Source organism: Litoribacillus peritrichatus, from assembly GCF_039537985.1.
GTDB lineage: Bacteria > Pseudomonadota > Gammaproteobacteria > Pseudomonadales > Litoribrevibacteraceae > Litoribacillus > Litoribacillus peritrichatus.
The window spans coordinates 169,365-192,809 of the sequence record NZ_BAABBN010000012.1 but is presented as its reverse complement, the minus strand read 5'-3'; the positions used below and the strand labels follow the sequence as shown (position 1 = coordinate 192,809).

Here is a 23,445-nt window from a genome sequence, read left to right as displayed (position 1 = left end):
AAAAGATTATGAAAACCAATATTCCTTTGCTCGTTGGGCTGCGCTATACGAGAGCGCGTCGCCGAAATCACTTTATTTCTTTCATCTCTTTAATTTCTATGCTCGGGCTTATGCTTGGCGTGGCGGTACTCATTACTGTGTTGTCTGTGATGAACGGCTTTGATCAGGAGCTTCGTAGCCGAATTCTTGGAATGGTTCCACATGCAACCATTACAGAGCAAGGTGGTATGCGCGATTGGGAAATGATCGCGGAACAAGTGAATCAACATGAAGATGTGATTGGTGTTGCGCCTTTCATTAATGCGGAAGGCATGTTGACGCATCAAGGCAATGTAAAAGGCGCTTTAATCACTGGTATTGACCCCCAATATGAAACGGACGTGTCCATTGTTGGTAATCATATAAAAGAAGGCAGCCTTGAAGATCTTGAAGGCGGTCGTTTCGGAATTGTTTTAGGCGAACTGCTGGCGCGTCAATTGGGTGCAATTATCGGTGATAAAGTCACGTTGGTTTTGCCGGAAGCCAGTTTGTCTCCTGCGGGGGTCATGCCGAGACTAAAGCGTTTTACTGTCGTAGGAATTTTCAAAGTGGGGGCTGATTTGGATGCCTCAGCGGCCTATATCCACATTAATGATGGCGCTCGGTTATTTAGGTTGGGGGATGCTGTTCATGGGGTTCGACTGAAGCTGAATGACTTATTTGAGGCGCCTTATGTTGCATGGCGTTTGGCTTCTGACTTGCCAGGACGTTTCTATGCCAGCAGTTGGGTGAGAAGCCATGGGAATTTATTTCAGGCAATTCAAATGGAAAAGAAAATGATCGGTTTATTGTTGCTGATGATCGTTGCTGTGGCGGCATTTAATATCGTATCGACCTTAATTATTATGGTGACAGAGAAGCAGAGTGATATCGCTATTTTAAGAACCATGGGCGCTTCACCAGCCACTATTATGGGTATTTTTGTTGTTCAGGGTTTTTTGATCGGACTGGTAGGGACCTTGTTGGGTACAACGTTGGGTGTGATTTTGGCATTAACCGTTACTGATATCGTAAGTGGTATTGAGTCTCTCTTTAATGTTCAGTTTCTGAATGAGAATGTTTATTTTATCAGTTATTTGCCTTCGCAGCTTCGCTGGGAGGACGTGGGTTTTATCTCTGTGGCTGCTTTGGTTTTAAGCCTTTTAGCTACTTTATATCCGGCTTATCGGGCATCTAAAATCCAGCCGGCGGAGGCTTTGCGTTATGACTGATATTGTTCTTAAATGTTCCGGCGTCTCTAAAACCTTTGTTGATGGTGACCTGAAAACATCCGTTTTGCATGATGTTGATCTGGAGATTCGTGCGGGAGAAATGTTGGCCATTACTGGTGCTTCCGGTTCTGGTAAATCGACCTTGCTAAACATGTTGGGTGGGCTGGATTTACCTTCGGAGGGCGAAGTGCTTTTGATGGGGGAAAGTTTTGAAAAGCTTTCCGAGAGAAAGAAGGGCTTGCTGAGAAATCAGAATTTAGGGTTTGTTTATCAGTTTCATCACTTGTTGCCTGAGTTTTCTGCAGAAGAAAATGTAGCTATGCCATTGTGGATCGCAGGTGAAAAGCGGGCCAAAGCTATTTCAACGGCACGTGAGTTGCTGGATCAAGTAAAACTGTCTCATCGCTATGATCATCGTGCGGGTGAGTTATCCGGAGGGGAGCGTCAGCGTGTGGCGATTGCAAGAGCCTTAGCGGCGAACCCAAAGTGTGTTTTGATGGACGAACCTACGGGCAATCTGGATTTTGATACCGCAGAGCACATTCATGACCTCATTAAAAATATCAATCAGGAAATGAATGTATCTTTTGTTGTCGTGACTCATGATTTAAGTCTGGCTGAGCGCATGGGGCGCCGTTTGAATCTAGTGGAAGGCCGAGTGTCTACCGACTATTGAGTTTCTTGTTTGCTTCTCTTCTGGCGTGCTTTTGCACGCCTTTTCCATTTCTGAATGACTCTGTATCTCCAGGCAAATCTTACAGATACGTAACCTGTTGCACCTAAAAGAATGCCTGCTATTGCAGAGCCAAAATAGAGGGGCATCCAAACGACCGCAAGTCCGTTTGCCAGCCACTCTGTCGTAAATTCGAAAGATTCAACGGGCTCAGTGCCGAGCAACCAGGCACCAAACTTGTACGTTGCAAAAAACAGTGGTGGCATTGTGATTGGGTTGGATATCCAGACAAGACCAATTGATAGCGGAATGTTTGCCGTCAAATAGAATGCTAAAAATGCAGCGAGCACCATTTGAAATGGCATTGGAATCATCGCGCAAAATAAGCCGATAAGTGCTGCTCTGGCTGCGGACCTGCGATTAAAGTGCCACAAATTGGGCTCACTAATGAGACCGTGCATGAATTTCAGCGAATTGATGGCCAATATTTCTTCGCGTGAAGGGATTTTAATTTTAAGGTCTTTGAGTGCCATAAAATATCGGTCTTGTTTTGTTAGTCAACGTACTTGCCATTACAGCTTTAATCTCAGCGTATGCTCTGGCTTTTTTGCAGGAGCACTTCATCGTTGTGCTTGTTTTTCTGCTTCTCTTATCCGGCGGCTATTCTACCTTACGCTCTAATAAAATCATTGTTTTATTTACTGTTTTAGGAATGGCTCCGTTCTTGTTTCATTACTGCGTACAGTCAATGTCTGATGACGCTTTTCCTTATGAGGTGCTTGAGCGGAGTTTGACGATTCAAGCGGTGTCCGGTTCTGATGTCTTTTCATGGGGAACAAAAACAACTTTTCTTATTGTAGACAATAATTCATGTGCTGAATCTGAGGGTTGTTTTTCCTGGCAGGATAAAAAGATTCAGCTTAATGATTATCAAGAGGGTGTTTATGTTAAAGGGTGTTCTTATAAAGCAAAAGTTCGATTAAAACCGCCCATTGGTTTGAGTAATCCTGGTGGCTTTGATTATGAGCACTGGTTGTTTTCTAAAAAAATATGGGCGGTCGGTTATGTGAAGGGGGAGGTTACACCGCTCTCGTGTAATCTTAGTGTGGGCTGGTTTGATCGACTGCAAGAAAAGCTGGCGTCTCAGGCTCAGGGAGAATCACTCAGGCAGGTACGGTCTTTGGGGTTGGTTAAGGCTCTATTATTTGGAAATAAATCAGGAATAGTTGAGCAAGATAAAGACTTACTGTCTAGCTCCGGTTTAATTCACTTATTTGTTATCAGCGGTCTTCACGTTGGACTGTTGTTTGGCGTACTTTTAATTTTTTCACGGTTATCTCTGCTTGGGTGCCAGGCCATATTAGGTTCTAAGCTGAGCTGGTTTGCTGGCGTGTTAAGTGAAATTCTGACTGTAGCTTGTGTTTGGTGGTATGTGACGGAGATAGCGCTTCCGGTTTCGGCGGTGCGTGCTGCTATTTTTATATCAATATGGCGTGCGGTTCGTGTTTTTTCGTATCAGACGACGATTTGGCAAGTTTTGGGGGGCTCCTTTTGGTTGATACTGGCGATGTGGCCTGAACAGGTTGTTTCGCTTGGCTTTTGGATGTCTTTCTTGGCTATTGTTGGGTTGATTCTTCCGTTTTGGGGGCGAGGGAGGGGGAATAATGGCACTGAGCTGAAAAGTTCATGGCTTAAACGGTTTTTCCTAACGCTAAGGCGCTATTTCTGGACGCTTCTTAAACTTCAATTATCTGTCAGTTTCATTCTCTTACCTGTTTTAATTTGGATGCAGGGAGCGCCTGTTTCTTTAGCCGCGTTGTGGAATTTGCTGCTTATCCCTTTGTTTTCTGTTTTTGTGGTTCCTTCGTTGGTGGTAGCTTGTGTTATTTTTTGGTGGTCTGAAAGTGTAGCTTTATGGCTATTCAAGCTACTTGGTTCCTTACTGGTGGGTATTTTGGATTGTGTGTCTGATTCAGTGCAGTGGCTGAATCATATGAACCTTGATTTAAATTATTATCATCCATCCGTGGCTGTGTTTGTATTTGCTGTTTGTGCGCTTATGCCGCTGGGGCTGGTGTACCGAGCGTTTGGTGTGTTGGCGGTGGTGTTTATTATTTTATTGGGACGAGACGAGAGTGCCCATTTCGAAGTGTGGTTCCTGGATGTTGGCCAAGCACAATCGGTCGTCATTACTCGGGATCGCAGGGCCATGATTTATGATGTCGGTTTCAAATTTGGCAACTTTAATGCCTCTGATGCTGTTGTTATTCCGTTTTTGGGGCATAAGCAGGTGAAGGTTGTTGATCATGTCTTCATCAGTCATTCGGACTCTGATCATAGTGGTGGTTTGGAGGCGCTGCTTGATAGTCGATATCGACCAGACACGCTGCATGCGAATTACCAATCGGACCTCCTGAGTTTATTGGGCGGGCAGGTTAAGAGTTGCAGTTATGGCGATGGCTTGTCTTGGCAGGGAAGTCGGATAGAGGTTCTGTGGCCGAATCCGCAGAGTAAATTACATAATGAGCTTATGAGCAATAATGATACTTCCTGTGTAATTCGGTTGGAGTACGGGAATCACAGCCTGTTGCTGGTTGGAGATATATCGGTCAAAGTGGAAAAAGAATTAATTGCAATGGCAAAAAAAGGGGATGTTCGCCTTTCTTCAGATATTTTGTCGATGCCTCATCATGGGAGTAAGAGTTCCAGCTCCATGGCATTCATTCAGGAGGTTTCGCCTTCGTGGGTTGTGGCCTCGTCAGGCGCCCTTAATCGCTATGGGCATCCATCCAAGGTGGTGGTTGAGCGATACCGGAATGCAGGGGTTGAGGTATTGAATACGGCGGTCAGTGGGGCGATTAGATTCGACCTTGAAAATCAAGACGGACTTAGCCCTCCTTTGATGTGGCGCACATTAAAAGAATCTTACTGGACAACAAACAGAAAGATTGGACTTTAGGTTTTGCGAACGGCCTAAAAAACCTTTATTCTCAGCTCGTTATTTATTTTTGACTGTCAGTTTTTATTTAGGAGATCAAAAGAGTGTTTGAACTAGTCAAAGCGGGTGGTTGGTTGATGTTCCCAATACTTGCGTGTTCTGTTATCGCAATGGGGATTATCATAGAGCGTTTTTGGTCTTTAAGAGCAACGAAAGTTGCCCCCCGGAAGTTACTCGCCCAGGTTTGGGTTTGGATTCAAAACTCAGAACTCGATAAAGAAAAGTTGAAAGCATTAAAACAGCAGTCAATGTTAGGCAGTGTTTTTGCTGCGGGGCTGAATAACTCTTCCAAGGGCCGTGAGGTAATGAAAGAAAGCCTTGAAGAGCAAGCGAGTCATGTGGCACATGAAATGGAACGTTATTTAAATACGTTGGGTACGGTTGCTTCGATTACTCCGCTGCTTGGTTTGCTTGGAACTGTGATTGGTATGATTAAGGTTTTTAATGACATCATGCTACAGGGAACCGGTAATGCGAATGTTTTAGCAGGGGGGATCAGTGAAGCTTTGTTGACCACGGCTGCAGGTTTGACTGTCGCGATTCCCGCGATGATTTTTTATCGTTATTTTACTCGTAAGATTGATGAGCATCTTGTGTTTATGGAGCAAGAATCCATTAAGCTGGTTGAGGTGCTTCAGGGAAATCGTAAGGTAGATATGACGGAAGGGGATTAATCGTGAATTTTCGATCGCAGAAGCGTGAAGAGGTTTCGATAGATCTGACTCCGCTGATTGATGTTGTATTTCTCTTGTTGATTTTCTTTATGGTTTCAACCACTTTTACAAAAGAAACTCATCTGGAAATTGACTTGCCGGAAAGTTCTACTGAGGCTACAACCTCTGAAAACATTGAGCTGTTGGAAATCGTAGTCAGTTCCAATGGCAGCTATTCACTTAACGGGAAAAGCTTGATAAATAATCAGCTGGACACGTTAAAACAGGCACTCAAGAAGGAGTCGAAAGGCGATACTAAGCTGCCTATGGTAATTACTGCGGATGCAAGTGTGGCTCATGAGTATGTTGTGCGCGCGATGGATGCAGCAGGACAACTTGGTTTTACCAAGCTGAGTATCACAACCAAACAGGCTAAGTAATTCATGAGTGGTATTGAGCAAGCCTGGTATCAAGGGGCGAAGTGGCTAAAGCTGCTTCGTCCTTTTAGCTTTCTGGCTGAGAAATATGCAAGTTCAAAACGACAGGCTTTTTTGAGTCAGCCAGACTTAGAACCGTTTATTGCGCTGTCCGGTCACTCTGTGCCTCTGATTGTGGTGGGGAATATCTCGGTAGGTGGCACCGGAAAAACCCCTTTTACCATCGCTTTGGCTCAGTATCTTAGCTCAAAAGGCAAGCGGGTTGGGGTGGTGAGTCGTGGATATGGAAGTAAGCGTAAGACATTTCCTTATGAAGTCCTTTCCGAAAGCACTACTGACGACGCCGGTGATGAACCTTTACTGATTAAGCAACGGTTGGATTGCCCTGTCGTCATTGATCCGGATCGTGTTTCTGCAGTGAACTTTTTGTTGTCGAAACACGATGTGGATGTGCTTATTTCAGATGATGGCCTCCAGCATTATAAAATGAATCGTTCATTAGAGATTGTATTGGTGGATGGCGGTAGGGGGCTTGGTAATGGGCGCATGCTACCGGAAGGCCCGCTAAGGGAGTCGGTGGCCCGGCTTGACTCTGTGGATTTTGTTGTCGTAAACAGTCCGGCGGAAGGCTTCCCGGAATTAGAAGGAAGTGAGCGTTGGGCTGACTGGTTTAAGCAAAACGCTTACACTCAAATGAGTATTGTGCCGGGTGATTTTTACAGTCTTGCGAATGATCAGCAAGAGGTCATCACCGGGGAGCAGGTGTATGCCGTGTCTGGTATTGGTAATCCTGAGCGGTTTTATAACACCTTAACTGAAATGAGAGTAAAATATTTGGCCAGACCTTTTAGGGATCATCATGACTTCTCCATGTTGGACTTTGTTGAGATGGTTGATTATCGGATTGCAATGACAGAAAAAGATGCAGTGAAGTGTCGTTCTCTGGATTTGGGTAATGCGGTTTACTTGTCTGTTAATGCTTCATTAGAAGAGCGCTTTTTTGATCGGGTCTTCGATCAATTATTTACATAAATTTTTGGAGTTTATATGAGCTTCTCGGTAGTTATTCCTGCCCGCTATTCATCTTCTCGTTTACCGGGAAAGCCTTTAAAAGAGATTGCTGGTAAAACAATGATCCAGCATGTGTATGAAAGGGCGCTTGAGAGCGAAGCGAAAGAAGTTATTATTGCTACGGACGATGCTCGGATTCAGGAAGTGGCTGAGTCGTTTGGTGCAAAAGTCTGTATGACAAACCCTGATCATGCTTCAGGCACTGACAGGCTTCAGGAAGTGGTTTCTCTGCTGAATTACTACGCTGATGATATTGTGGTGAATGTTCAAGGGGATGAGCCTTTGATTCCGCCGAGAGTGATTAATCAGGTCGCTCATAACTTATCGGCAGAGAAAGAAGCAAGCATCTCAACTCTGTATGAGCCCATTGAAAAAGCTGAGGATATTTTTAATCCGAACATCGTAAAAGTGGTCTCTGACAGTAATGATTTTGCATTATATTTTTCCCGAGCGCCTATCCCGTATGCCCGGGATGCTTTTGCGCTGGATAAGACTAAGGTGCCGACGGGTGTTTCTTTTAAGCGGCATATTGGTATCTACGCTTATCGGGTTAACCTACTTAACAGCTTTGTTAAGTGGGATGAGGCGCCCATTGAGTCGACGGAGTGTCTTGAGCAATTAAGAGCGCTGTGGAATGGGGCGAAAATTCATGTGGCTCTGGCCGATGAAATTCCTCCTGGCGGGGTTGATACAGAAGAAGATCTTGAGCGAGTCAGGTCTTATTTTAAGTCGATTGAAAGTAAAGAGTAGTCAGAGAGTGAAGATATTATTTGTTTGTCTGGGGAATATTTGCCGCTCGCCAACCGCAGATGGCGTGTTCCGTAAAGTCATAAAGCAAGCTGGTTTGGATGGAGCTGTGTATGTGGATTCTGCCGGGACGGCTGGTTGGCATATAGGAAAATCACCGGACGGACGATCCTCGGAGGTGGCTCTGAGCCGGGGTTATGACCTTTCTTTATTGCGTTCTCGTCAGGTAAGTTCCGACGACTTTTCTGAGTTTGATCTGCTTTTGGCTATGGACAGCGATAATTACTCTGATTTGCTTTCTCTGTGTCCGAACGAGCATCGCCATAAAGTTAAAAAATTCTTGAGTTACAGCAGTATTCTTCCCGATGGGGATGTGCCTGATCCGTATTATGGGGGGGAAGCTGGGTTTGAGCGAGTGTTGGATTTGGTCGAGGAGGCCTGTGAAGCGCTTCTTCGTGATGTGCAGGGACGCGTATGTTGATCCAGCGGGGGGTGGATTTAAAGTCTGCTAACAGTTTTGGGTTGAGCTTAAAGGCCGACTTTTACTGTCGTCCGTCAACGACTGATGAACTTGAGCAGGCGTACGCATTTGCTAAATCAGAGGCTTTGGATGTTTTGATCTTGGGCGGAGGCAGTAATGTACTGTTTTCATCTCCAGAATATCAGGGTTTGGTGGTACACCTAAACTTGAAAGGAACAGACGCACAGCAGGATGGCGATTATATTCGAGTTACGGCCTCGGCGAGTGAAAACTGGGATGACTTCGTTCATCAATGCATGGGTTTATCTGCTTATGGTTTAGAAAACTTATCTCTCATTCCTGGTACGGTGGGGGCCTCTCCTGTTCAGAATATAGGCGCTTATGGCGTTGAAGTTTCTGATTATATTGAGTCTGTTCAGTGTTTTGATCCTGATTCCGGACAACAAAAAGTTATACGAAATGAAGAGTGTCGGTTTGGCTATCGAGACAGTATTTTCAAGCACGAGGCCAAATGCTTAGTGATAACCTCCGTGACTTTCAGGTTACCTACGGAGGCTAATCTTAGAGTAGGATATGGGGATGTTAAGCAAAGGCTGGATGCTTTGTTGGCGGATTCAAATCTGTCCTCTGCCACACCTCAGATGGTTTCTGATGTGATCTCTCAATTGCGTTCGGAAAAATTACCCGACCCTAAACTCTTGGGTAATGCAGGTAGTTTTTTTAAAAACCCTATCGTTTCTTCAGAAAAATATAATGAGCTCAAGATAAAGTATTCCGATTTGGTTGCTTACCCTTACGGGGCAGACTTTAAGCTTGCTGCGGGTTGGATGATTGACCAGCTTGGTTTTAAGGGTAAGACGATTGGTGGGGTAGCTGTGCATGATAAGCAGGCGCTGGTGTTAGTGAATAAAACCGGTGAAGCGACTTCTGATGAGTTATTTGAATTGGTCGACTTGATTTATCGTGAGGTAAAACGCCGTTATGGTGTGGAGCTTTCAATAGAGCCTGTGGTTGTGTGAGAGTAGAGAGGCAAAAAAAAGCCCGGTATTTAATACCGGGCTTTTTTATTTTCAGTAAGATTAGTCAGCTTCTTGAACCGAGCTGGACTTTTCTTTGTCTGTTGTGCCTGTCGGGGCTTCAGACGTTTGTTGTTGCTGCTGGTCTTCAGGAGTCTGAGGAGCATTGTTAGGCGCATTGCTTACCGCAGGCTTTGAATCCTCTTTTGCAACTGTTTCCGTTTCAGATGGTGTTGCCTCTGAGTCTGAACCTTGCTGTGCACGAGGGTCATTAGGCGCTCGTTTAGTTGCGCTTCTTCGTGATGCTCTGCGGGCTGGCTTAGCTGCAGCAGATTCAGTTTGTGTTTCGGTAGCGACTGCTTCTTCAGGTTTCACGGCCTCGCCGTTTGCTTCCTGAATCTTGCCTATGCCTGCCGTAGAAACTGGTTTGGTTTCTTCTTTCTTCTTAACGACTTTCTTAGCTCGCTCTCTGCGACGACGAGGTTTCGGCTTCTCTTCAGAAGAAGCTTCTGTGTTTTCAGCTGGTTGAGCTGCTTCTGGCTTTTGTTGCTCAGATTCAGCAATCAGTGAAGCCTGCTCTTGGTTGATGCTCTCCACTGTATTGTTCTCCGCTGTATTGCTCTTTGAGGAGTTGCTGTCAGTCGAGAGCGTGCTTTCTGTTGGAGCAGCTTCGTTTGCTTTAGTTGCCGTGCTATTGGTTTCAGGTTTCGCAGGTTGCTTTTTAGCTTCCTCGGTCTGATTCTCAGCTTTGTTCTGAGTTGTTACTTCAGGCTGAGTTGTTACTTCAGGCTGAGTTTTATTTTGGTCCGGCTGAGGGCTTTCTGTTGCAGGTTGTTCTGCTTTTGCCTGCTCTGCCTGCGCTGTGCTAGCCTGATTTTCGGCTGGCTTTGTTTTTGCTCTTTCTGCGTTCGCTTTGCGTCGTTCGCTTCTTCTGGTGTTTTTACGGGCAGGCGTTGTTGCTTCTGTTTGCTCTGCTTGTTTTTCAGAAGATGCGGCTTGAGGCTCAGCTGTGTTGTTGTCTGATTTTGAAGCGTTCGTTTTAGACGAATCAGCTTTCGGAGCATCAGTCTTTGGTGCGCTGGCTTTGGTTGAGTCTGCTTTTGGAGCTTCAACTTTATCCGAAGTTTTTTGATTTAACTCGGTTTGTTGTGTTGCTGTGTTAGCTAACTCTTTTTCAGCGGCTGCATTTTGCTCGCGCTTCGGTGATTGATTCCTACGGCGTTGCGTGTTGTTTCTGTTGCGACGGCGTGGTTGATCATCACGTTTATTTTGGTTGTTGCCGTCTTGAGCTTGAGCTTCGGTGTTGCGCTCCTGAGGCTTGGTGTTTTTATTGCGATCGTCGCGAGTGTTCTTAGCGTTGCGTTCTTGCTGCTTGTTGTCGTTGCTGCGACTTTGCTTACGATCTTGTTGATTGCCTGATTTGCTGTTGCGCGACTGCTCGGACTTGTTTCGTTCGTTACGATTCTTGTCGTTACGGTTTTGCGGGCGGTTGCTGCGCTTGTTGTCTTGTGGTTTTCTGGTGTTTTTCTGGCGCGTCTGAGGTTGTTTGATTACTTCCTCTTTCGGCTCTTCTTCACCTTTAAACAGGTTGGAAAAACCTGCCGCCATGCGAGCAAAGAAGCCTTCTTTTTTCTGCTCTGTCGGTTGCTCGGTTGCAGTTGCTGCAGGCGCTGGTGTTGAGTGAACAACGGTCTTAACAGCGGCTTCGGCGCGGACAATGGCTTTAGGTGCGGTTGCTTCGACAACTTCTGGTGTCGGTGCATCAGGAATCATTGTTACTGTTGATTCAGTGCGGGACTCGGTGATGTGGTCGTCTCTTAATCGAACAACTTCGTACTTAGGTGTTTCTATGTACTGATTCGGTACGATGAGCAGTTTAACGCCTTGTTCTTTTTCAATACGAGAAAGTTGAGTGCGTTTTTCATTGGTGAGATAGGTTGCGACCGAAATAGGCACGATGGCGCGAACTTCAGAAGTGCGCTCTTTGAATGCTTCTTCCTGAAGAAGACGCATAATAGAAAGAGCCAGTGATTCTGTATCACGAATGGTTCCGTGGCCACTGCAGCGAGGGCAAACAATGCCTGATGTCTCGCCAAGAGAAGGGCGCAGACGCTGACGCGACATTTCTAATAAACCAAAGCGAGAGATGCGACCCACTTGAACACGAGCCCGATCCATTTCAAGGGCTTCTCTTAAGCGGTTTTCCACTTCTCGTTGGTTTCTGCTTTGCAGCATGTCGATGAAGTCGATAACGATCAGGCCACCCATGTCGCGTAAACGAAGTTGGCGGGCCACTTCATCTGCTGCTTCAAGGTTGGTCATCAACGCAGTTTCTTCGATGTCCTGGCCTTTTGTTGCTCTTGCCGAGTTGATATCGATAGAAACCAATGCTTCAGTTGGATCAATAACAATGGAGCCGCCAGAAGGCAGTTTTACTTCACGCTGGAAGGCTGTCTCGATCTGAGTTTCAATCTGATAGCGATTGAATAGCGGTACAGCATCATCGTAGATTTTAATCTTGTTGGCGTAATGTGGCATTACCTGGTTGATGAAGGTAACAGCATCATTATGCACCGCACGACTGTCGATCAGTACTTCGCCGATGTCTTTACGGAGGTAATCACGAATTGCACGAATGATTACGTTGCTTTCCTGATAAATAAGGAAAGGCGCGTCGCGCTCGTCGGACGCTGATTTGATGGTGTTCCAAATCGTCGTAAGGTAGTTAAGATCCCACTGCAGGTCTTCGGTACTTCGACCAACACCCGCTGTGCGAACAATGACGCCCATGTCTTTCGGAATTTCAAGACCTGACATAGCTTCGCGAAGCTGTGTGCGTTCGTCGCCTTCGATGCGACGGGAAATACCACCGGCTCTCGGGTTGTTTGGCATCAGAACCAGGTAGCGACCGGCAAGTGAGATAAAGGTGGTCAGTGCTGCACCTTTGTTGCCGCGCTCTTCTTTATCTACCTGAACAATAACTTCCTGGCCTTCTCTTAAAAGCTCTTTGATATTGAAGCGCTGGCCACGTTCTGGTTTGGTTACGAAGTATTCTTTGGAGATTTCTTTAAGAGGAAGGAAACCGTGACGTTCTGCGCCGAAGTCTACGAAAGCTGCTTCAAGGCTTGGTTCAATTCGTGTGATCTTGGCTTTGTATATATTCGCTTTTTTTTGTTCGCGAGTTCCTGATTCAATATCCAGGTCATATAAACGCTGGCCGTCAACAAGTGCAACACGCAACTCTTCTTGGTTCGTTGCGTTGATTAGCATTCTTTTCATGTAAATCCATGTTTTTCTATGAGATCTACGCCAGTAGAGCAGGTGATGAAAGCAATGATTGGTCTTAGATTAAAGAATAAAAGCCAAAGTGTAATCTTCCTGCATTCTGAACATGGCGCATCTCGAAATGTTCAAAAACGACATCTTACTTAGATTGTCGCAACTAATTTGGTAAACTAACCGCCTTTCTTCGGAAGGGTGGTGGTTCGCCTTCTCGAAGCCAAAGTACCTTGAGCGGTTTGGAACTTTGAACCGGAGCCTTATAAATTACTCCGGTTTTTTGTAATTCACCACCGCAGAACCAGTTAAGCAGTTGCTAACTGTAAGCTTAGCTTAATCATAGTGAATGCGGCGACGCAGACTATAGCAATAAATATCAAGGTCATCAATTGAATAGGTTTGTAGTTTTTATATGAGTTCAACTTCCATAAGTCCAAATACCTCAGTTCAATTTATTGATGTAGAAGAAGATTATAGCGGGCAGCGGCTGGATAACTTCCTTATTGCTCGTTTGAAAGGCGTGCCGAAATCGAAGATTTATCAAATTATTCGAAAGGGTGAGGTTCGGGTAAATAAAAAGCGCAAAAAAGCTGAATATCGCCTGGAGAGTGGTGATGCGGTAAGGGTGCCGCCGATTCGGGTTGCAGACCCTAAGCCGGTTGTGAAGGTTTATGATAAAACCCTTAAGCTGATTGAAGACGCCATTATCTATGAAGATGAGTCTTTTATGGCAATCAATAAGCCGAGTGGTATCGCCGTTCATGGTGGCAGCGGTGTTACTTGGGGTTTGATTGAGGCGGTGCGCCAGATTCGGCCGGATGTGCGCAGATTGGAGCTTGTGCATCGTTTGGATCGGGATACTTCTGGCATTATATTGATTGCAAAAAAAGGCGCTGTGCTGAAGGTTTTTCATCAATATTTGCTGAATAAGCAGATGTCCAAAATTTATCATGCTTTGGTAGTTGGGCGTTGGCCAAAGCATAAACGAGAAATTGATGTGCCTCTTAAGAAAATTGAGCTTTCTTCAGGAGAGCGCATTGTTAAGGTGGACGGAAAGGGCAAGGCGTGCAAAACAGAATACCGAGTGTTGGACGCTTATAAAGGCTACTCGTTGGTAGAAGCCAGCCCGATTACCGGTCGTACACATCAGATTCGCGTACATTGCCAGTTTGCAGGGAGTTCGATCGTGGGTGATCAAAAGTATTGCTCAGAGGCGGATTTGGCAGAACAGAAAGTTCATGGCTTTAACCGCTTGTGTTTGCATGCGAGAGAGCTGCGATTTAAGCACCCAGAAACAGGGAAGCAAATGACATTAGTTGCAGAGTATGGTCCTGACTTGAATAAAATATTATCCGGTGTAAAACAGTTGGCTGCTAAATGATGGAAAATAAATACGATCTTGTTATTTTTGATTGGGATGGCACTTTGGTTGATTCTGCCGATTTGATTGTAGGGTGTATGCAGTCTGCGTTTCAGGATGCCTCTGTGAATGTGCCAGTAGGCAAGGCTGTCAGAAACATCATCGGCCTTGGTATTAAAGAGGCAATAAGAACGCTGGATGAAACCATCGATGAAGATTGCGTTGAGCTGGTTCGACAGCGTTATGGGCACCATTTTCATCTCAGGGATACTGGTGAGTTGAATGTGTTCGATGGTGTCTATTCTCTGCTGGATGACTTATCCGGCAGCAGAATACGTTCAGCGGTGGCGACAGGTAAAAGCCGTCGAGGTCTGAAAAGAGGGTTGGCAAAGTTTAAGGCTGCTCACCATTTTGAGGTAACACGTTGTGCAGATGAAACTCAGTCCAAACCCCACCCATTAATGTTGTCGCAGATTTTGGCCGAAACTTCCGTGCCATTGGAGAAGGCAATTATGGTGGGGGATTCCATATATGATATGGAGATGGCCAGGAATATCGGTATGGACTCGGTTGCTGTGACTTACGGTGTTCACTCAAAAGATGAATTGAGTGCTTTTAGTCCTACTGAATATGTTGATAATGTAGATCAATTGAAATTATTTTTATTGGATTAATTGTCCAGATGGAGTTTTTGAGTGACTGAACAACAGGGGTCGAATGGCGTGCAGGAAAATAATACACGTGATGCTCTCAGAGAAGCGTCTTCTTCGGGAGCGGGAAGTAAAGAGTGGCACTTAATTGAGAAAATGGTGCTGACTATGGCGCTGGAGCAGAGGAAGGCCAGGCGTTGGGGGATTTTTCGTTTTTTAATCTCTATTGGTTTTATGTTCTTCGTGTTCTCAATGATATTGCAAACCGCAAAAATCGATCGTAATGCGGTAGTTGGTGAAGGTGAATACACTGCGCTGGTCGAAGTGAAGGGGCCGATCATGGCGGATGGCGAAGCCAGTGCCGATGTGCTGGTTACAGGCTTGAGGGAGGCTTTTGAAAGCCCGGGTACTAAAGGGGTGGTTTTAAGAATTAACAGCCCAGGTGGAAGCCCGGTTCAGTCGGGGTATGTGAACGATGAAATAAAGCGTTTAAAGGGTTTGTATCCTGAAATTCCTGTGTATGCCGTGATATCTGACTTAGGCGCATCTGGCGCTTATTATATTGCTGTTGCTGCGGATAAGATTTTTGCTGATAAGGCGAGTCTTGTTGGGTCTGTTGGGGTGACTGCGTCCAGTTTTGGTTTTGTCGATACCATTGAAAAACTGGGTGTTGAGCGCCGGACGTTTACAGCGGGTGAACATAAAGGCTTCTTAGATCCGTTTTTACCCGTAAAGGAAGATGAAAAGGTATTTTGGGAATCTGTACTGAAAACGACTCATCAGCAATTTATTAGTGTTGTGAAAGAAGGTCGTGGCGATAAATTGGCGGATAACCCGGATTTATTTTCTGGTTTGGTCTGGTCTGGAGAGCAAGCGCTGGAGTTGGGCTTGGTTGATGAGCTGGGAAGCAGTAGTTATGTTGCAAGGGAGGTTGTTGGTGCTGAGAAAATAGTGGATTTCACACCGAAGCCAGACCCGTTTAAAGAGTTCACCAAACGATTGGGAACCAGCATGGCTATGTACTTCAGTAAAGCGCTCGGTATTGAAGGCCCTGTTTTAAGGTAGTCTGATGCCGGACGTATAAAAAGGAAGCGAATGCTTCCTTTTTTATTGTTTGGTGTTCAGTGCTGGCATCCCTATAGAATGTTGACGCCTTCTTGTTCGAGCATCTTGGTGAGTTTGATTAAAGGCAGGCCGATCAGACTGTTAGGGTCTTCTCCGACCAGTTTTTCAAAAAGGGCGATGCCAAGCGCTTCGCTCTTAAAGCTGCCTGCGCAATTGAGGACGTCTTCTTTGTCCACGTAATTGCTGACTTGCTGTTCGTTGAGTGTTCGAAAAACCACCTGGAATGGTTCGATGCAAGACTGGTATTTTTGTGTTTCTGCATTATATAAGCAAAGGCCAGTATGAAAGGTGGCGGTTTTGCCCGACATGCTCATAAGCTGCTTAATTGCGTTTTCCCGTGTTTTGGGTTTTCCGAGTGCGATTCCGTCGACTTCGGCAACCTGGTCTGATGCGATGATAAGGCCGGTGTTGATCGATTTTGCCACTTCCTTGGCTTTCTCAATGGAAAGTCGCAAGGAGATTTCTTTCGGAGATTCATCTGCTTTCGGTGTTTCGTCAATGTCCGGGCTGATGCATTGATGTTGAATCTGAAGTTTCGTCAGAAGTTCTCTTCTAAACGGTGAGGATGAAGCTAAAATAATAGGGGTATTTGACATCTTACGTGTTACTTTTGTTGGCGGATTAGTTTGATTGCTAGTTTAAAGGTAATTTCTCGTTTTTTCATTAATTTACCTTTGACAGCGCTTTGATCAATCCCTATTATGGCGCCCTTATGTCAAAGTCATCATTACCAGATTATGTAAATCCAAGGCGGTTGGCCAATCAAGGGATGACCCTTGAAGGTGAAATCTCTGCCGATTCGTTTAAGCGAATTGCGGAAGTTGCAACCATAACAGCGTCAGGTGTTCGTGTAAGTCTAAAGTTCTTTTCTGATGAAGATCGCTTTAGGGTAATTGCAGGAACCATCGCTACGGAAGTTGATTTGGATTGTCAGCGTTGCTTGACTCCGGTGGGAGTGAAGGTGGAGAGTCAGTTCGAAGTTGCCATTGTGGCAAGTGATGAATCTGCAAAAGATCTGCCTAGCTACTATGAACCGGTGATTGTTGAGGAAGATAACCTTGACCTTGTACCGCTGATTGAAGAAGAACTTTTACTGGCATTGCCAATGTATGCTTATCACGATCAATGCGACGTGAAAATGTCATATGGCGATGCTGAAGATACAGCCGAAGTGGAAGAACCTACCCCAAATCCATTTCAAGTGCTGGCAAATTTGAAAGTGGGTAAAACAAAGAATTAGGAGTAATCCGGCATGGCTGTTCAGAAGAGTAAAGTAACTCGTTCAAGACGTGGTATGCGTCGTTCGCATGACACACTAACAGGTGCAACATTGTCTGTTGATTCAACAACAGGTGAAACTCATCGTCGCCACCATGTTACAGCAGACGGCTTCTACCGTGGTAATCAGGTAGTTGCTAAAGCTGAAGCAGCTGACGAAGAGTAAGAAATATGATCACCATTGCTATTGATGCAATGGGCGGGGACTTCGGTCCTCAGATCACTGTGCCGGGTGCGCTCAAGTGTCTTGAGATTGTGCCCGACCTTCGTCTCATCCTTGTTGGTGACGAAGAGAAAATCCTTCCTTTAATTCCTCGAAATTTATCTTCATTTGTCGAAGTAAAACACACCGATCAGTTCATCAGTATGGATGAAAAGCCATCGCGTGCGTTACGTGGCATGCCTGATTCGTCTATGAGGCTCGCTGTTCAGTCTGTGGCTGATGGCTCGGCCGATGCAATTGTCAGTGCCGGTAATACCGGAGCTTTGATGGCAATCAGTCGTTATGTTTTGCAAACGTTGCCGGGTATTGATCGCCCTGCGATTATGGCGCGACTTCCTGTCAAAGAAGGTGCTACCTATATGCTGGATCTTGGCGCTAATGTGGATTGCCAGGCTGAGCATTTGTATCAATTTGCTGTTATGGGTACTGCGTTTGCTGCTGCAAACGGGCAGGTTGTTCAGCCAAGGGTTGCGCTACTGAATGTGGGTGTGGAGTCTATCAAAGGCAATCAACAGGTACGGCTGGCATCTCATCAGATCGCCCAAAGTGAAGCGCTTAATTATATTGGCTTTATTGAGGGGAATGATTTATTCAGTGGCAAAGCAGACGTGATTGTTTGTGATGGTTTTGTGGGAAATGTGGCGTTAAAGGCTTCGGAAGGGGTGATGCGTTTGGCTGCACAGAAAATTCAGCAAAAGTTTTCTGTGTGGTGGTTAAAGTGGTTGGGGTTGTTGTTGCGTCCTTTTTTAAAGTCCTTGTCTAAAGAGTTGGACCCCACGTATTTAAATGGTGCTTTGCTGGTCGGTTTGCAGGGTATTGTAGTTAAAGGTCACGGGTCTTCCGATGAGCAGAGTTATACCAATGCAGTGATGCAGGCTTATCGTGAAGTGGCTAATAAATCGAACGATCATTTTGAAGAAATAATGAGTCAAATAGAGTTTTAGAGGTATCTATGTCATCTGCCTTTGTTTTTCCTGGTCAAGGGTCGCAACTGGTTGCTATGGGAAGCGATTTTTATGATCAGTCAGAAACGTTTCGGAATACCCTTCAAGAAGCGTCTGATGCTCTTGAGTATGATTTATGGAAAATAATTAAAGAAAATTCGGACGACCAACTGAATCAAACACAGTTTACTCAGCCTGCATTGTTGGCTGTGTCCATCGGTATTTATCGATCATATTTGGATCGAGGTGGAGTAAAGCCGGTTGCTGTTTCTGGTCATAGTCTTGGTGAGTACTCAGCGTTGGTTGCAGCTGGTGTCATAGACTTTGCTGACGCTATAAGATTGGTAGGTGCGCGTGGTAAGTTCATGCAAGAAGCGGTTCCGGCGGGTGAAGGCGCTATGGCGGCCGTGATGGGGCTGGATTTAGGTGAAATTCAGCGGATTTGTGCTGAAAGCCAAGGGGTTGTTGAGGCGGCGAACCTTAATGCGCCTGGGCAAATTGTCATCGCCGGCAGCAAAGAGTCTGTGGTGAATGTATTGCCTTTGTTGAAAGAAGCCGGGGCTAAACGTGCAATAGAGTTGCCTGTTAGCGTGCCTTCGCATTGTTCGCTTATGAGGCCTGCGGCAGAGAAATTAGAAGAAATGCTATCAGGAATTGCATTGAGTGCCCCGTCAATTGACGTGGTGCATAATGTGTCTGCGATGACTGAGTCTGACTTGAATGCAGTGAAGCTGCTACTGGTTGAGCAGCTTTATAGTCCGGTTAGGTGGGTTGACTGTATAGAAAAGTTGAAGGATTTAGGTGCGCAACGATTGATTGAGTGTGGTCCGGGTAAAGTTTTGGCTGGACTTACTAAACGAATAGATCGCTCATTGGCTTGCTCTTCGCTTGGGTCTCTGGATTCTATGTCTGAAGTATTGGGTTAATGGGTAAGTTAGGTATCAATTAATGGAAAAGAAAATTGCATTAGTAACGGGCGCCAGTCGTGGTATTGGCGCTGCAATTGCTCAAAAACTTGTTGAACTTGGTTTCTATGTTCTGGGAACGGCGACTTCGGATTCTGGTGCCGAGGCAATTAGTGTGTCTTTGGCTGAGTCCGGTCAGGGTTATAAGTTGGATGTCAGTTCAGAAGAGTCTGTTAAGGCGTTTTTTGCGTCGTTGAAGAGCGAAGATAAATTACCTTTGGTTGTGGTTAATAATGCCGGCATTACTGATGATGGATTGGCGTTGAGAATGAAAGGGGATCAGTGGCAGAAAGTCATAGATACTAATCTGACTGGCGCTTTCAGGGTGACTCAGGCATCGTTTCGTGCGATGACGAAAGCACGATGGGGGCGGGTTGTGAATGTGTCTTCCGTGGTGGCTCAGGCCGGAAACCCAGGTCAGGCCAATTATTGTGGTGCTAAGGCTGGTCTGGAGGGGATGTCCCGCTCTTTGGCGAAAGAGTTGGCAAACCGAAATATTACCATTAATTGTGTTGCGCCTGGTTTTATTGCTTCGGATATGACAGATGCCTTAAACGAGCAGCAAAAAGACGCTATTCTTTCTCAGATTCCGATGGGAAGGATGGGGGATGCTCAAGAAGTGGCTGCCGTGGTGGGTTTCTTGTGTTCTGAAGAAGCGTCTTATGTAACGGGTCAGGTGATGCAGGTGAATGGCGGAATGTATATGAGTTGATTGCTCATTGACATATCCAAAGATTAAACCTATAAAAATATCCTGGAATTTATACTTGCGGTTGCTGGATTGCTTTCGTTAAACTAGCAGCCACTAAACAAATGACATTAGGAGAAAGTTCGCTCATGAGTACGATTGAAGAGCGCGTCAAAAAGATTGTCTGTGAACAATTAGGTGTGAAAGAAGAAGATGTTAACCCTTCTTCATCTTTTGTAGATGATCTTGGTGCTGACTCACTGGATACTGTAGAGTTGGTAATGGCTTTGGAAGAGGAATTCGAAACAGAAATTCCTGATGAAGAAGCAGAGAAGTTGACTGCTGTACAAGACGCGATTGATTACATCGTAGCGAACCTCTGATTTTTTGATCGGGTTTGACAAGGGCCGCCTATTAGGCGGCTTTTGTGTATTTGGAATTTATAAGTTGTTTTTATTATTGGAATAAATGTATGCAAGGCCGTCGTGTTGTTATCACGGGTATGGGGTGTGTTTCACCGCTTGGGAATTCTGTTGAGTCTACATGGAAGGCAGCACTGCAAGGGCGCAGTGGGATATCTTCTATTTCACAGTTTGATGCCTCTCAATATCCGGTGACATTTGGCGGTACGATTAAGGAATTTGATTCTGAGGCTTTGTTTGGGAAAAAAGAAAGCCGAAAGATGGATGTTTTCATTCAGTATGGTCTTGCTTCAGCGATAGAGGCGTTTACTGACGCAGGCCTTGATGGTGTAGAGTTTGATGTGTTTCGTGCCGGAGTTGCATTTGGCTCAGGCATAGGGGGCATTGAAACCATCGAAAAAAACCATGATGTGTTGAGAAAGTCAGGTCATCGCCGTGTTTCTCCGTTTTTTATTCCGTCCGTTATTGTAAATATGCTGGCTGGGCATGTATCAATGCATTTGGCTTTGAAGGGGCCAAATATTGCCATTTCTACGGCGTGTGCCACAGGTATTCATAACTTAGGTTTCGCAGCCAGGAGTATTGCCTATGGTGATGCAGATGTCATGCTGGCCGGAGCTGGTGAAATGTGTACTACTGAGTTAGGGTTGGCAGGTTTCACTTCTGCCAGGGCGTTATCAACGCGTAATGAATCTCCGGAGCAGGCTTCCAGACCCTGGGATGCTGACAGAGATGGTTTTGTATTGGGCGATGGCGCGGCCACTTTGGTTCTTGAGGACTATGAGCATGCTAAAGCCCGGGGTGCAAAAATATATGCGGAGGTTCTTGGTTTTGGTATGAGCGGTGATGCGCATCATATTACCGCGCCGAGTGAGGATGGTGAAGGTGCTCAGCGAGCTATGCTTGCGGCACTCGGTGATGCTCAGCTTGTTCCGGGCGACATCAGCTACATTAATGCTCATGCGACTTCTACGGTTTTGGGTGATCAAGCTGAACTTAATGCAATAACAGCCGTGTTTTCAGGACCAGGTTCGTTAAGGGGTGGTTCGCTCAAGATGAGTTCAACGAAGAGCATGACCGGACATTTGTTAGGTGCAGCAGGTGCCCTAGAAGCAATTTTTTGTGTTAAGGCATTGGAGGAGCAGATAGCTCCGCCTACGATCAATTTGCATCGCTTTGATGATGTGGGCATTGACCTGGTTCCTAATCGTGCTAAAGCATTTCAAGGTCGTTATGTAATGAATAACTCTTTTGGTTTTGGCGGTACTAACGCTTCTATGGTGTTTGGGGCTTGCAGTTAATTCAATGATCATTCATACCTCTTCTGATTCGATAGATTTTTCAAACAGGGCTTTTTCATACGGTGATGGTTTGTTTGAAACTATGTTGGTTGTGAGCTCAAAAATTACTTTGCTCAAATATCACTTGGCTCGACTTTGTAATGGTGCAGCTCGTCTTGGAATTCACTTCGATAAAGATGATGCAGCAGAACTGGCAAAGCGTATTCAGGCTTTGGTTGCAAATGAGGATGTTGCTGTCGTTAAGGTGGTTTTAACGCGTGTAGCCGGTGGAAGAGGTTATCGCTCATTGGAAGAGGCTGATTCAGAGGTTTTTTTGCAAGTTTTCTCAGGCTTTGAGCGGCTGGAAGAGGCATTTGTGAAGCAGGGGGTTGCGGTTCGCGAGTGTAAAACACGGCTTGCTTGCCAACCGCTTCTGGCGGGTTTAAAGCACTTAAATCGGCTGGAAAATGTACTTGCACGAAACGAGTGGTATGACGAGCAGTTTTATGAAGGATTAATGCTCGATACAAACGGTCTGTTGATTGAGGCCACTCAATCAAATGTGTTTTTTTTAATTGGTGAGCGTTGGTTAACACCAGAGTTGAATTATAGTGGCGTAAATGGTGTTTTTAGGACTTGGTTACTGGAAAAATCTGCTGACTTGGGTATAAATACGGCGGTTTCTACATTGAGTCTCGATGACTTGAGTAAGGCTGAGGGCTGTTTTGTATGCAACTCAGTGAACGGTATTCTACCTGTGCGCTCGGTTACGACGCTAAAAGGGCAAACTTATCAATTTTCTGTAGAAGCGGCATTTTCATTTTCTCATTTGGCTCGAAGTGTACTTAATTAATGTCTTTATCTCTTTTTAAACGTTTAATTGTAATTTCCATTCTGATTGGCGTCGTCGTAGTTGCTGGTTACTCCTGGTACTTAAATAAAAGCTTTAATTCTCCTTATGGTGAGCATGCCGGAAAGGTTCAATTCATTGATGTTCATTCTGGGGAGGGGCTGTATAAAGTCTGTCGAAGAATGAAGTCTTTGGAATTGGTTGAGCATGTTCGGCCGTTTTGTAGGGTTGTGCTTTGGGCGGGTTATGATCATCTCATAAAAGGCCGCTATGCCGTTGAACCCGTTGATACGCCGTTGACTCTGTTGAAAAAAATGGTTCGGGGTGATGTTACTACATTTAATATTTCGTTTATTGAGGGTCAGAACTTCAAACAAATGATGGCCAGAGTTCAACAGAATGCCAATGTGACTCATAAATTGGCGGGACTGTCGGAAGATCAAATCATGGAGAAGGTCGCTGGCAAGAAGATACACCCTGAAGGCCAGTTTTATCCTGACACATATACATTCTCTTATGGTGTCAGTGATTTAGAAATACTGGTCCGTGCTCATAAGAAGCTCCAGGCGGTGCTTGCGAAAGAGTGGGAAAATAAGGCGAAAGACTTGCCTTATGCGTCGCCTTATGAAGCATTGATCATGGCTTCTATAGTGGAGAAAGAAACGGCTGTAGCAGAGGAAAGACCACAGATCGCACAAGTCTTTGTCAATAGGCTGAACCTGGGTATGAGGTTGCAGACAGATCCTACGGTTATTTATGGCATGGGTGATGACTACAAAGGAAACATTACTCGACGGGATTTAAGAACTAAAACAGCATATAATACTTATCAAATCAAAGGGTTGCCTCCCACGCCTATTGCTATGGTTGGCTCTGAGGCGATTAAGGCAGCGCTTAACCCTAAAGGGGATGATTCCATTTTCTTTGTGGCTCGGGGCGATGGTTCGCACCATTTCTCTAAAACTTTGCGAGGACACAATAAGGCTGTTAGAAAATACCAGTTAAGAAGAAGTCAGAACTATCGTTCTACTCCAGATAAGCCTTGATGCGAGGAC

Annotated in this window: 24 protein-coding genes; 21 read left to right on the top strand and 3 right to left on the bottom strand. The window is 45.3% G+C overall.

What is annotated here, in order from left to right:
* The first annotated feature begins 8 nt into the window (after positions 1-8).
* Together ABD744_RS17345 and lolD are read left to right on the top strand one after the other, a co-directional pair.
* A complete protein-coding gene (locus tag ABD744_RS17345; RefSeq protein ID WP_344799817.1) occupies positions 9-1,250 on the top strand; it encodes a lipoprotein-releasing ABC transporter permease subunit in 1,242 nt (413 codons plus the stop codon).
* Positions 1,243-1,926 carry a lipoprotein-releasing ABC transporter ATP-binding protein LolD gene (lolD, locus tag ABD744_RS17340; protein ID WP_344799816.1) on the top strand — a complete coding sequence of 228 codons (684 nt, stop codon included), beginning with the start codon at positions 1,243-1,245 and terminating at the stop codon, positions 1,924-1,926. The genes ABD744_RS17345 and lolD overlap by 8 nt, the downstream gene beginning before the upstream one ends.
* On the opposite strand, the gene ABD744_RS17335 is transcribed toward lolD, so the two are convergent.
* On the bottom strand, positions 1,920-2,456 hold the full coding sequence (locus ABD744_RS17335) for a DUF2062 domain-containing protein (protein WP_344799815.1): 537 nt from the start codon (positions 2,454-2,456) through the stop codon (positions 1,920-1,922). The genes lolD and ABD744_RS17335 overlap by 7 nt on opposite strands.
* A gap of 17 nt (positions 2,457-2,473) precedes the next feature.
* Between ABD744_RS17335 and ABD744_RS17330 the strand changes: the two genes are divergently transcribed.
* The 7 genes from ABD744_RS17330 (at position 2,474) to murB (ending at position 9,329) form a co-directional block, all read left to right on the top strand.
* The gene (locus ABD744_RS17330; RefSeq protein ID WP_344799814.1) at positions 2,474-4,882 is read left to right on the top strand and encodes a DNA internalization-related competence protein ComEC/Rec2; all 2,409 of its coding nucleotides are present in this window, start codon (positions 2,474-2,476) and stop codon (positions 4,880-4,882) included.
* An 83-nt stretch (positions 4,883-4,965) separates the two neighbouring features.
* Positions 4,966-5,595 carry a MotA/TolQ/ExbB proton channel family protein gene (locus ABD744_RS17325; protein WP_344799813.1) on the top strand — a complete coding sequence of 210 codons (630 nt, stop codon included), beginning with the start codon at positions 4,966-4,968 and terminating at the stop codon, positions 5,593-5,595.
* 2 nt (positions 5,596-5,597) lie between these two features.
* Positions 5,598-6,014, top strand: coding sequence for an ExbD/TolR family protein (locus ABD744_RS17320; protein WP_344799812.1), 417 nt, complete (start codon positions 5,598-5,600; stop codon positions 6,012-6,014).
* Between the two features lie 3 nt (positions 6,015-6,017).
* A complete protein-coding gene (lpxK, locus tag ABD744_RS17315) occupies positions 6,018-7,043 on the top strand; it encodes a tetraacyldisaccharide 4'-kinase (protein ID WP_344799811.1) in 1,026 nt (341 codons plus the stop codon).
* A 15-nt stretch (positions 7,044-7,058) separates the two neighbouring features.
* Positions 7,059-7,832, top strand: a complete 774-nt coding sequence (gene kdsB, locus ABD744_RS17310) for a 3-deoxy-manno-octulosonate cytidylyltransferase (RefSeq protein ID WP_344799810.1) — start codon at positions 7,059-7,061, stop codon at positions 7,830-7,832.
* 7 nt (positions 7,833-7,839) lie between these two features.
* On the top strand, positions 7,840-8,310 hold the full coding sequence (locus ABD744_RS17305; protein WP_344799809.1) for a low molecular weight protein-tyrosine-phosphatase: 471 nt from the start codon (positions 7,840-7,842) through the stop codon (positions 8,308-8,310).
* Entirely contained in the window at positions 8,304-9,329 is a 1,026-nt protein-coding gene (murB, locus tag ABD744_RS17300) for a UDP-N-acetylmuramate dehydrogenase (protein WP_344799808.1), read from the top strand. The genes ABD744_RS17305 and murB overlap by 7 nt, the downstream gene beginning before the upstream one ends.
* A 60-nt stretch (positions 9,330-9,389) precedes the next feature.
* Here the strand turns inward: murB and rne are convergent, their stop codons facing one another.
* Positions 9,390-12,605, bottom strand: a complete 3,216-nt coding sequence (gene rne / locus ABD744_RS17295) for a ribonuclease E (RefSeq protein ID WP_344799807.1) — start codon at positions 12,603-12,605, stop codon at positions 9,390-9,392.
* 412 nt (positions 12,606-13,017) lie between these two features.
* Between rne and rluC the strand changes: the two genes are divergently transcribed.
* The 3 genes from rluC to ABD744_RS17280 are packed head-to-tail and all read left to right on the top strand — an operon-like array spanning position 13,018 to position 15,680.
* A complete protein-coding gene (gene rluC, locus ABD744_RS17290) occupies positions 13,018-13,986 on the top strand; it encodes a 23S rRNA pseudouridine(955/2504/2580) synthase RluC (RefSeq protein WP_344799806.1) in 969 nt (322 codons plus the stop codon).
* Complete coding sequence (locus tag ABD744_RS17285; RefSeq protein WP_344799805.1) at positions 13,983-14,639, top strand: HAD-IA family hydrolase; 657 nt, start codon at positions 13,983-13,985, stop codon at positions 14,637-14,639. Before rluC ends, ABD744_RS17285 begins: the two co-directional genes overlap by 4 nt.
* Positions 14,640-14,660: 21 nt before the next feature.
* On the top strand, positions 14,661-15,680 hold the full coding sequence (locus ABD744_RS17280; protein WP_344799804.1) for a S49 family peptidase: 1,020 nt from the start codon (positions 14,661-14,663) through the stop codon (positions 15,678-15,680).
* Between the two features lie 71 nt (positions 15,681-15,751).
* On the opposite strand, the gene ABD744_RS17275 is transcribed toward ABD744_RS17280, so the two are convergent.
* Positions 15,752-16,336: a Maf family protein gene (locus tag ABD744_RS17275; RefSeq protein ID WP_344799803.1), complete on the bottom strand. Its 585-nt coding sequence runs from the start codon at positions 16,334-16,336 to the stop codon at positions 15,752-15,754.
* 116 nt (positions 16,337-16,452) lie between these two features.
* On the opposite strand from ABD744_RS17275, the gene ABD744_RS17270 reads away from it, so the two are divergent.
* The 9 genes from ABD744_RS17270 to mltG all read left to right on the top strand — a co-directional run bounded on the left by ABD744_RS17270 (position 16,453) and on the right by mltG (position 23,436).
* Positions 16,453-16,980, top strand: a complete 528-nt coding sequence (locus tag ABD744_RS17270) for a YceD family protein (RefSeq protein ID WP_344799802.1) — start codon at positions 16,453-16,455, stop codon at positions 16,978-16,980.
* 12 nt (positions 16,981-16,992) lie between these two features.
* Entirely contained in the window at positions 16,993-17,184 is a 192-nt protein-coding gene (gene rpmF / locus ABD744_RS17265) for a 50S ribosomal protein L32 (RefSeq protein WP_344799801.1), read from the top strand.
* A gap of 5 nt (positions 17,185-17,189) precedes the next feature.
* The gene (gene plsX / locus ABD744_RS17260) at positions 17,190-18,185 is read left to right on the top strand and encodes a phosphate acyltransferase PlsX (RefSeq protein WP_344799800.1); all 996 of its coding nucleotides are present in this window, start codon (positions 17,190-17,192) and stop codon (positions 18,183-18,185) included.
* Positions 18,186-18,193: 8 nt separating this feature from the next.
* A complete protein-coding gene (fabD, locus tag ABD744_RS17255; protein WP_344799799.1) occupies positions 18,194-19,111 on the top strand; it encodes an ACP S-malonyltransferase in 918 nt (305 codons plus the stop codon).
* Between the two features lie 22 nt (positions 19,112-19,133).
* On the top strand, positions 19,134-19,862 hold the full coding sequence (gene fabG / locus ABD744_RS17250; RefSeq protein ID WP_344799798.1) for a 3-oxoacyl-ACP reductase FabG: 729 nt from the start codon (positions 19,134-19,136) through the stop codon (positions 19,860-19,862).
* Between the two features lie 125 nt (positions 19,863-19,987).
* Positions 19,988-20,221: an acyl carrier protein gene (acpP, locus tag ABD744_RS17245; RefSeq protein WP_344799797.1), complete on the top strand. Its 234-nt coding sequence runs from the start codon at positions 19,988-19,990 to the stop codon at positions 20,219-20,221.
* A gap of 89 nt (positions 20,222-20,310) precedes the next feature.
* Positions 20,311-21,561 carry a beta-ketoacyl-ACP synthase II gene (gene fabF / locus ABD744_RS17240; RefSeq protein ID WP_344799796.1) on the top strand — a complete coding sequence of 417 codons (1,251 nt, stop codon included), beginning with the start codon at positions 20,311-20,313 and terminating at the stop codon, positions 21,559-21,561.
* Between the two features lie 4 nt (positions 21,562-21,565).
* Positions 21,566-22,393, top strand: coding sequence for an aminodeoxychorismate lyase (gene pabC, locus ABD744_RS17235; protein WP_344799795.1), 828 nt, complete (start codon positions 21,566-21,568; stop codon positions 22,391-22,393).
* A complete protein-coding gene (mltG, locus tag ABD744_RS17230; RefSeq protein ID WP_344799794.1) occupies positions 22,393-23,436 on the top strand; it encodes an endolytic transglycosylase MltG in 1,044 nt (347 codons plus the stop codon). The genes pabC and mltG overlap by 1 nt, the downstream gene beginning before the upstream one ends.
* Positions 23,437-23,445 lie beyond the last annotated feature (9 nt).

Excerpts from the sequence above, each read along its gene's own strand:
- ABD744_RS17345 (WP_344799817.1), top strand. The coding sequence starts at position 9 with ATGAAAACCAATATTCCTTTGCTCGTTGGGCTGCGCTATACGAGAGCG.
- lolD (WP_344799816.1), top strand. The coding sequence starts at position 1,243 with ATGACTGATATTGTTCTTAAATGTTCCGGCGTCTCTAAAACCTTTGTT.
- ABD744_RS17335 (WP_344799815.1), bottom strand. The coding sequence starts at position 2,456 with ATGGCACTCAAAGACCTTAAAATTAAAATCCCTTCACGCGAAGAAATA.
- lpxK (WP_344799811.1), top strand. The coding sequence starts at position 6,018 with ATGAGTGGTATTGAGCAAGCCTGGTATCAAGGGGCGAAGTGGCTAAAG.
- kdsB (WP_344799810.1), top strand. The coding sequence starts at position 7,059 with ATGAGCTTCTCGGTAGTTATTCCTGCCCGCTATTCATCTTCTCGTTTA.
- murB (WP_344799808.1), top strand. The coding sequence starts at position 8,304 with ATGTTGATCCAGCGGGGGGTGGATTTAAAGTCTGCTAACAGTTTTGGG.
- rne (WP_344799807.1), bottom strand. The coding sequence starts at position 12,605 with ATGAAAAGAATGCTAATCAACGCAACGAACCAAGAAGAGTTGCGTGTT.
- rluC (WP_344799806.1), top strand. The coding sequence starts at position 13,018 with ATGAGTTCAACTTCCATAAGTCCAAATACCTCAGTTCAATTTATTGAT.
- ABD744_RS17285 (WP_344799805.1), top strand. The coding sequence starts at position 13,983 with ATGATGGAAAATAAATACGATCTTGTTATTTTTGATTGGGATGGCACT.
- ABD744_RS17275 (WP_344799803.1), bottom strand. The coding sequence starts at position 16,336 with ATGTCAAATACCCCTATTATTTTAGCTTCATCCTCACCGTTTAGAAGA.
- ABD744_RS17270 (WP_344799802.1), top strand. The coding sequence starts at position 16,453 with ATGTCAAAGTCATCATTACCAGATTATGTAAATCCAAGGCGGTTGGCC.
- rpmF (WP_344799801.1), top strand. The coding sequence starts at position 16,993 with ATGGCTGTTCAGAAGAGTAAAGTAACTCGTTCAAGACGTGGTATGCGT.
- plsX (WP_344799800.1), top strand. The coding sequence starts at position 17,190 with ATGATCACCATTGCTATTGATGCAATGGGCGGGGACTTCGGTCCTCAG.
- fabD (WP_344799799.1), top strand. The coding sequence starts at position 18,194 with ATGTCATCTGCCTTTGTTTTTCCTGGTCAAGGGTCGCAACTGGTTGCT.
- fabG (WP_344799798.1), top strand. The coding sequence starts at position 19,134 with ATGGAAAAGAAAATTGCATTAGTAACGGGCGCCAGTCGTGGTATTGGC.
- acpP (WP_344799797.1), top strand. The coding sequence starts at position 19,988 with ATGAGTACGATTGAAGAGCGCGTCAAAAAGATTGTCTGTGAACAATTA.
- fabF (WP_344799796.1), top strand. The coding sequence starts at position 20,311 with ATGCAAGGCCGTCGTGTTGTTATCACGGGTATGGGGTGTGTTTCACCG.
- pabC (WP_344799795.1), top strand. The coding sequence starts at position 21,566 with ATGATCATTCATACCTCTTCTGATTCGATAGATTTTTCAAACAGGGCT.
- mltG (WP_344799794.1), top strand. The coding sequence starts at position 22,393 with ATGTCTTTATCTCTTTTTAAACGTTTAATTGTAATTTCCATTCTGATT.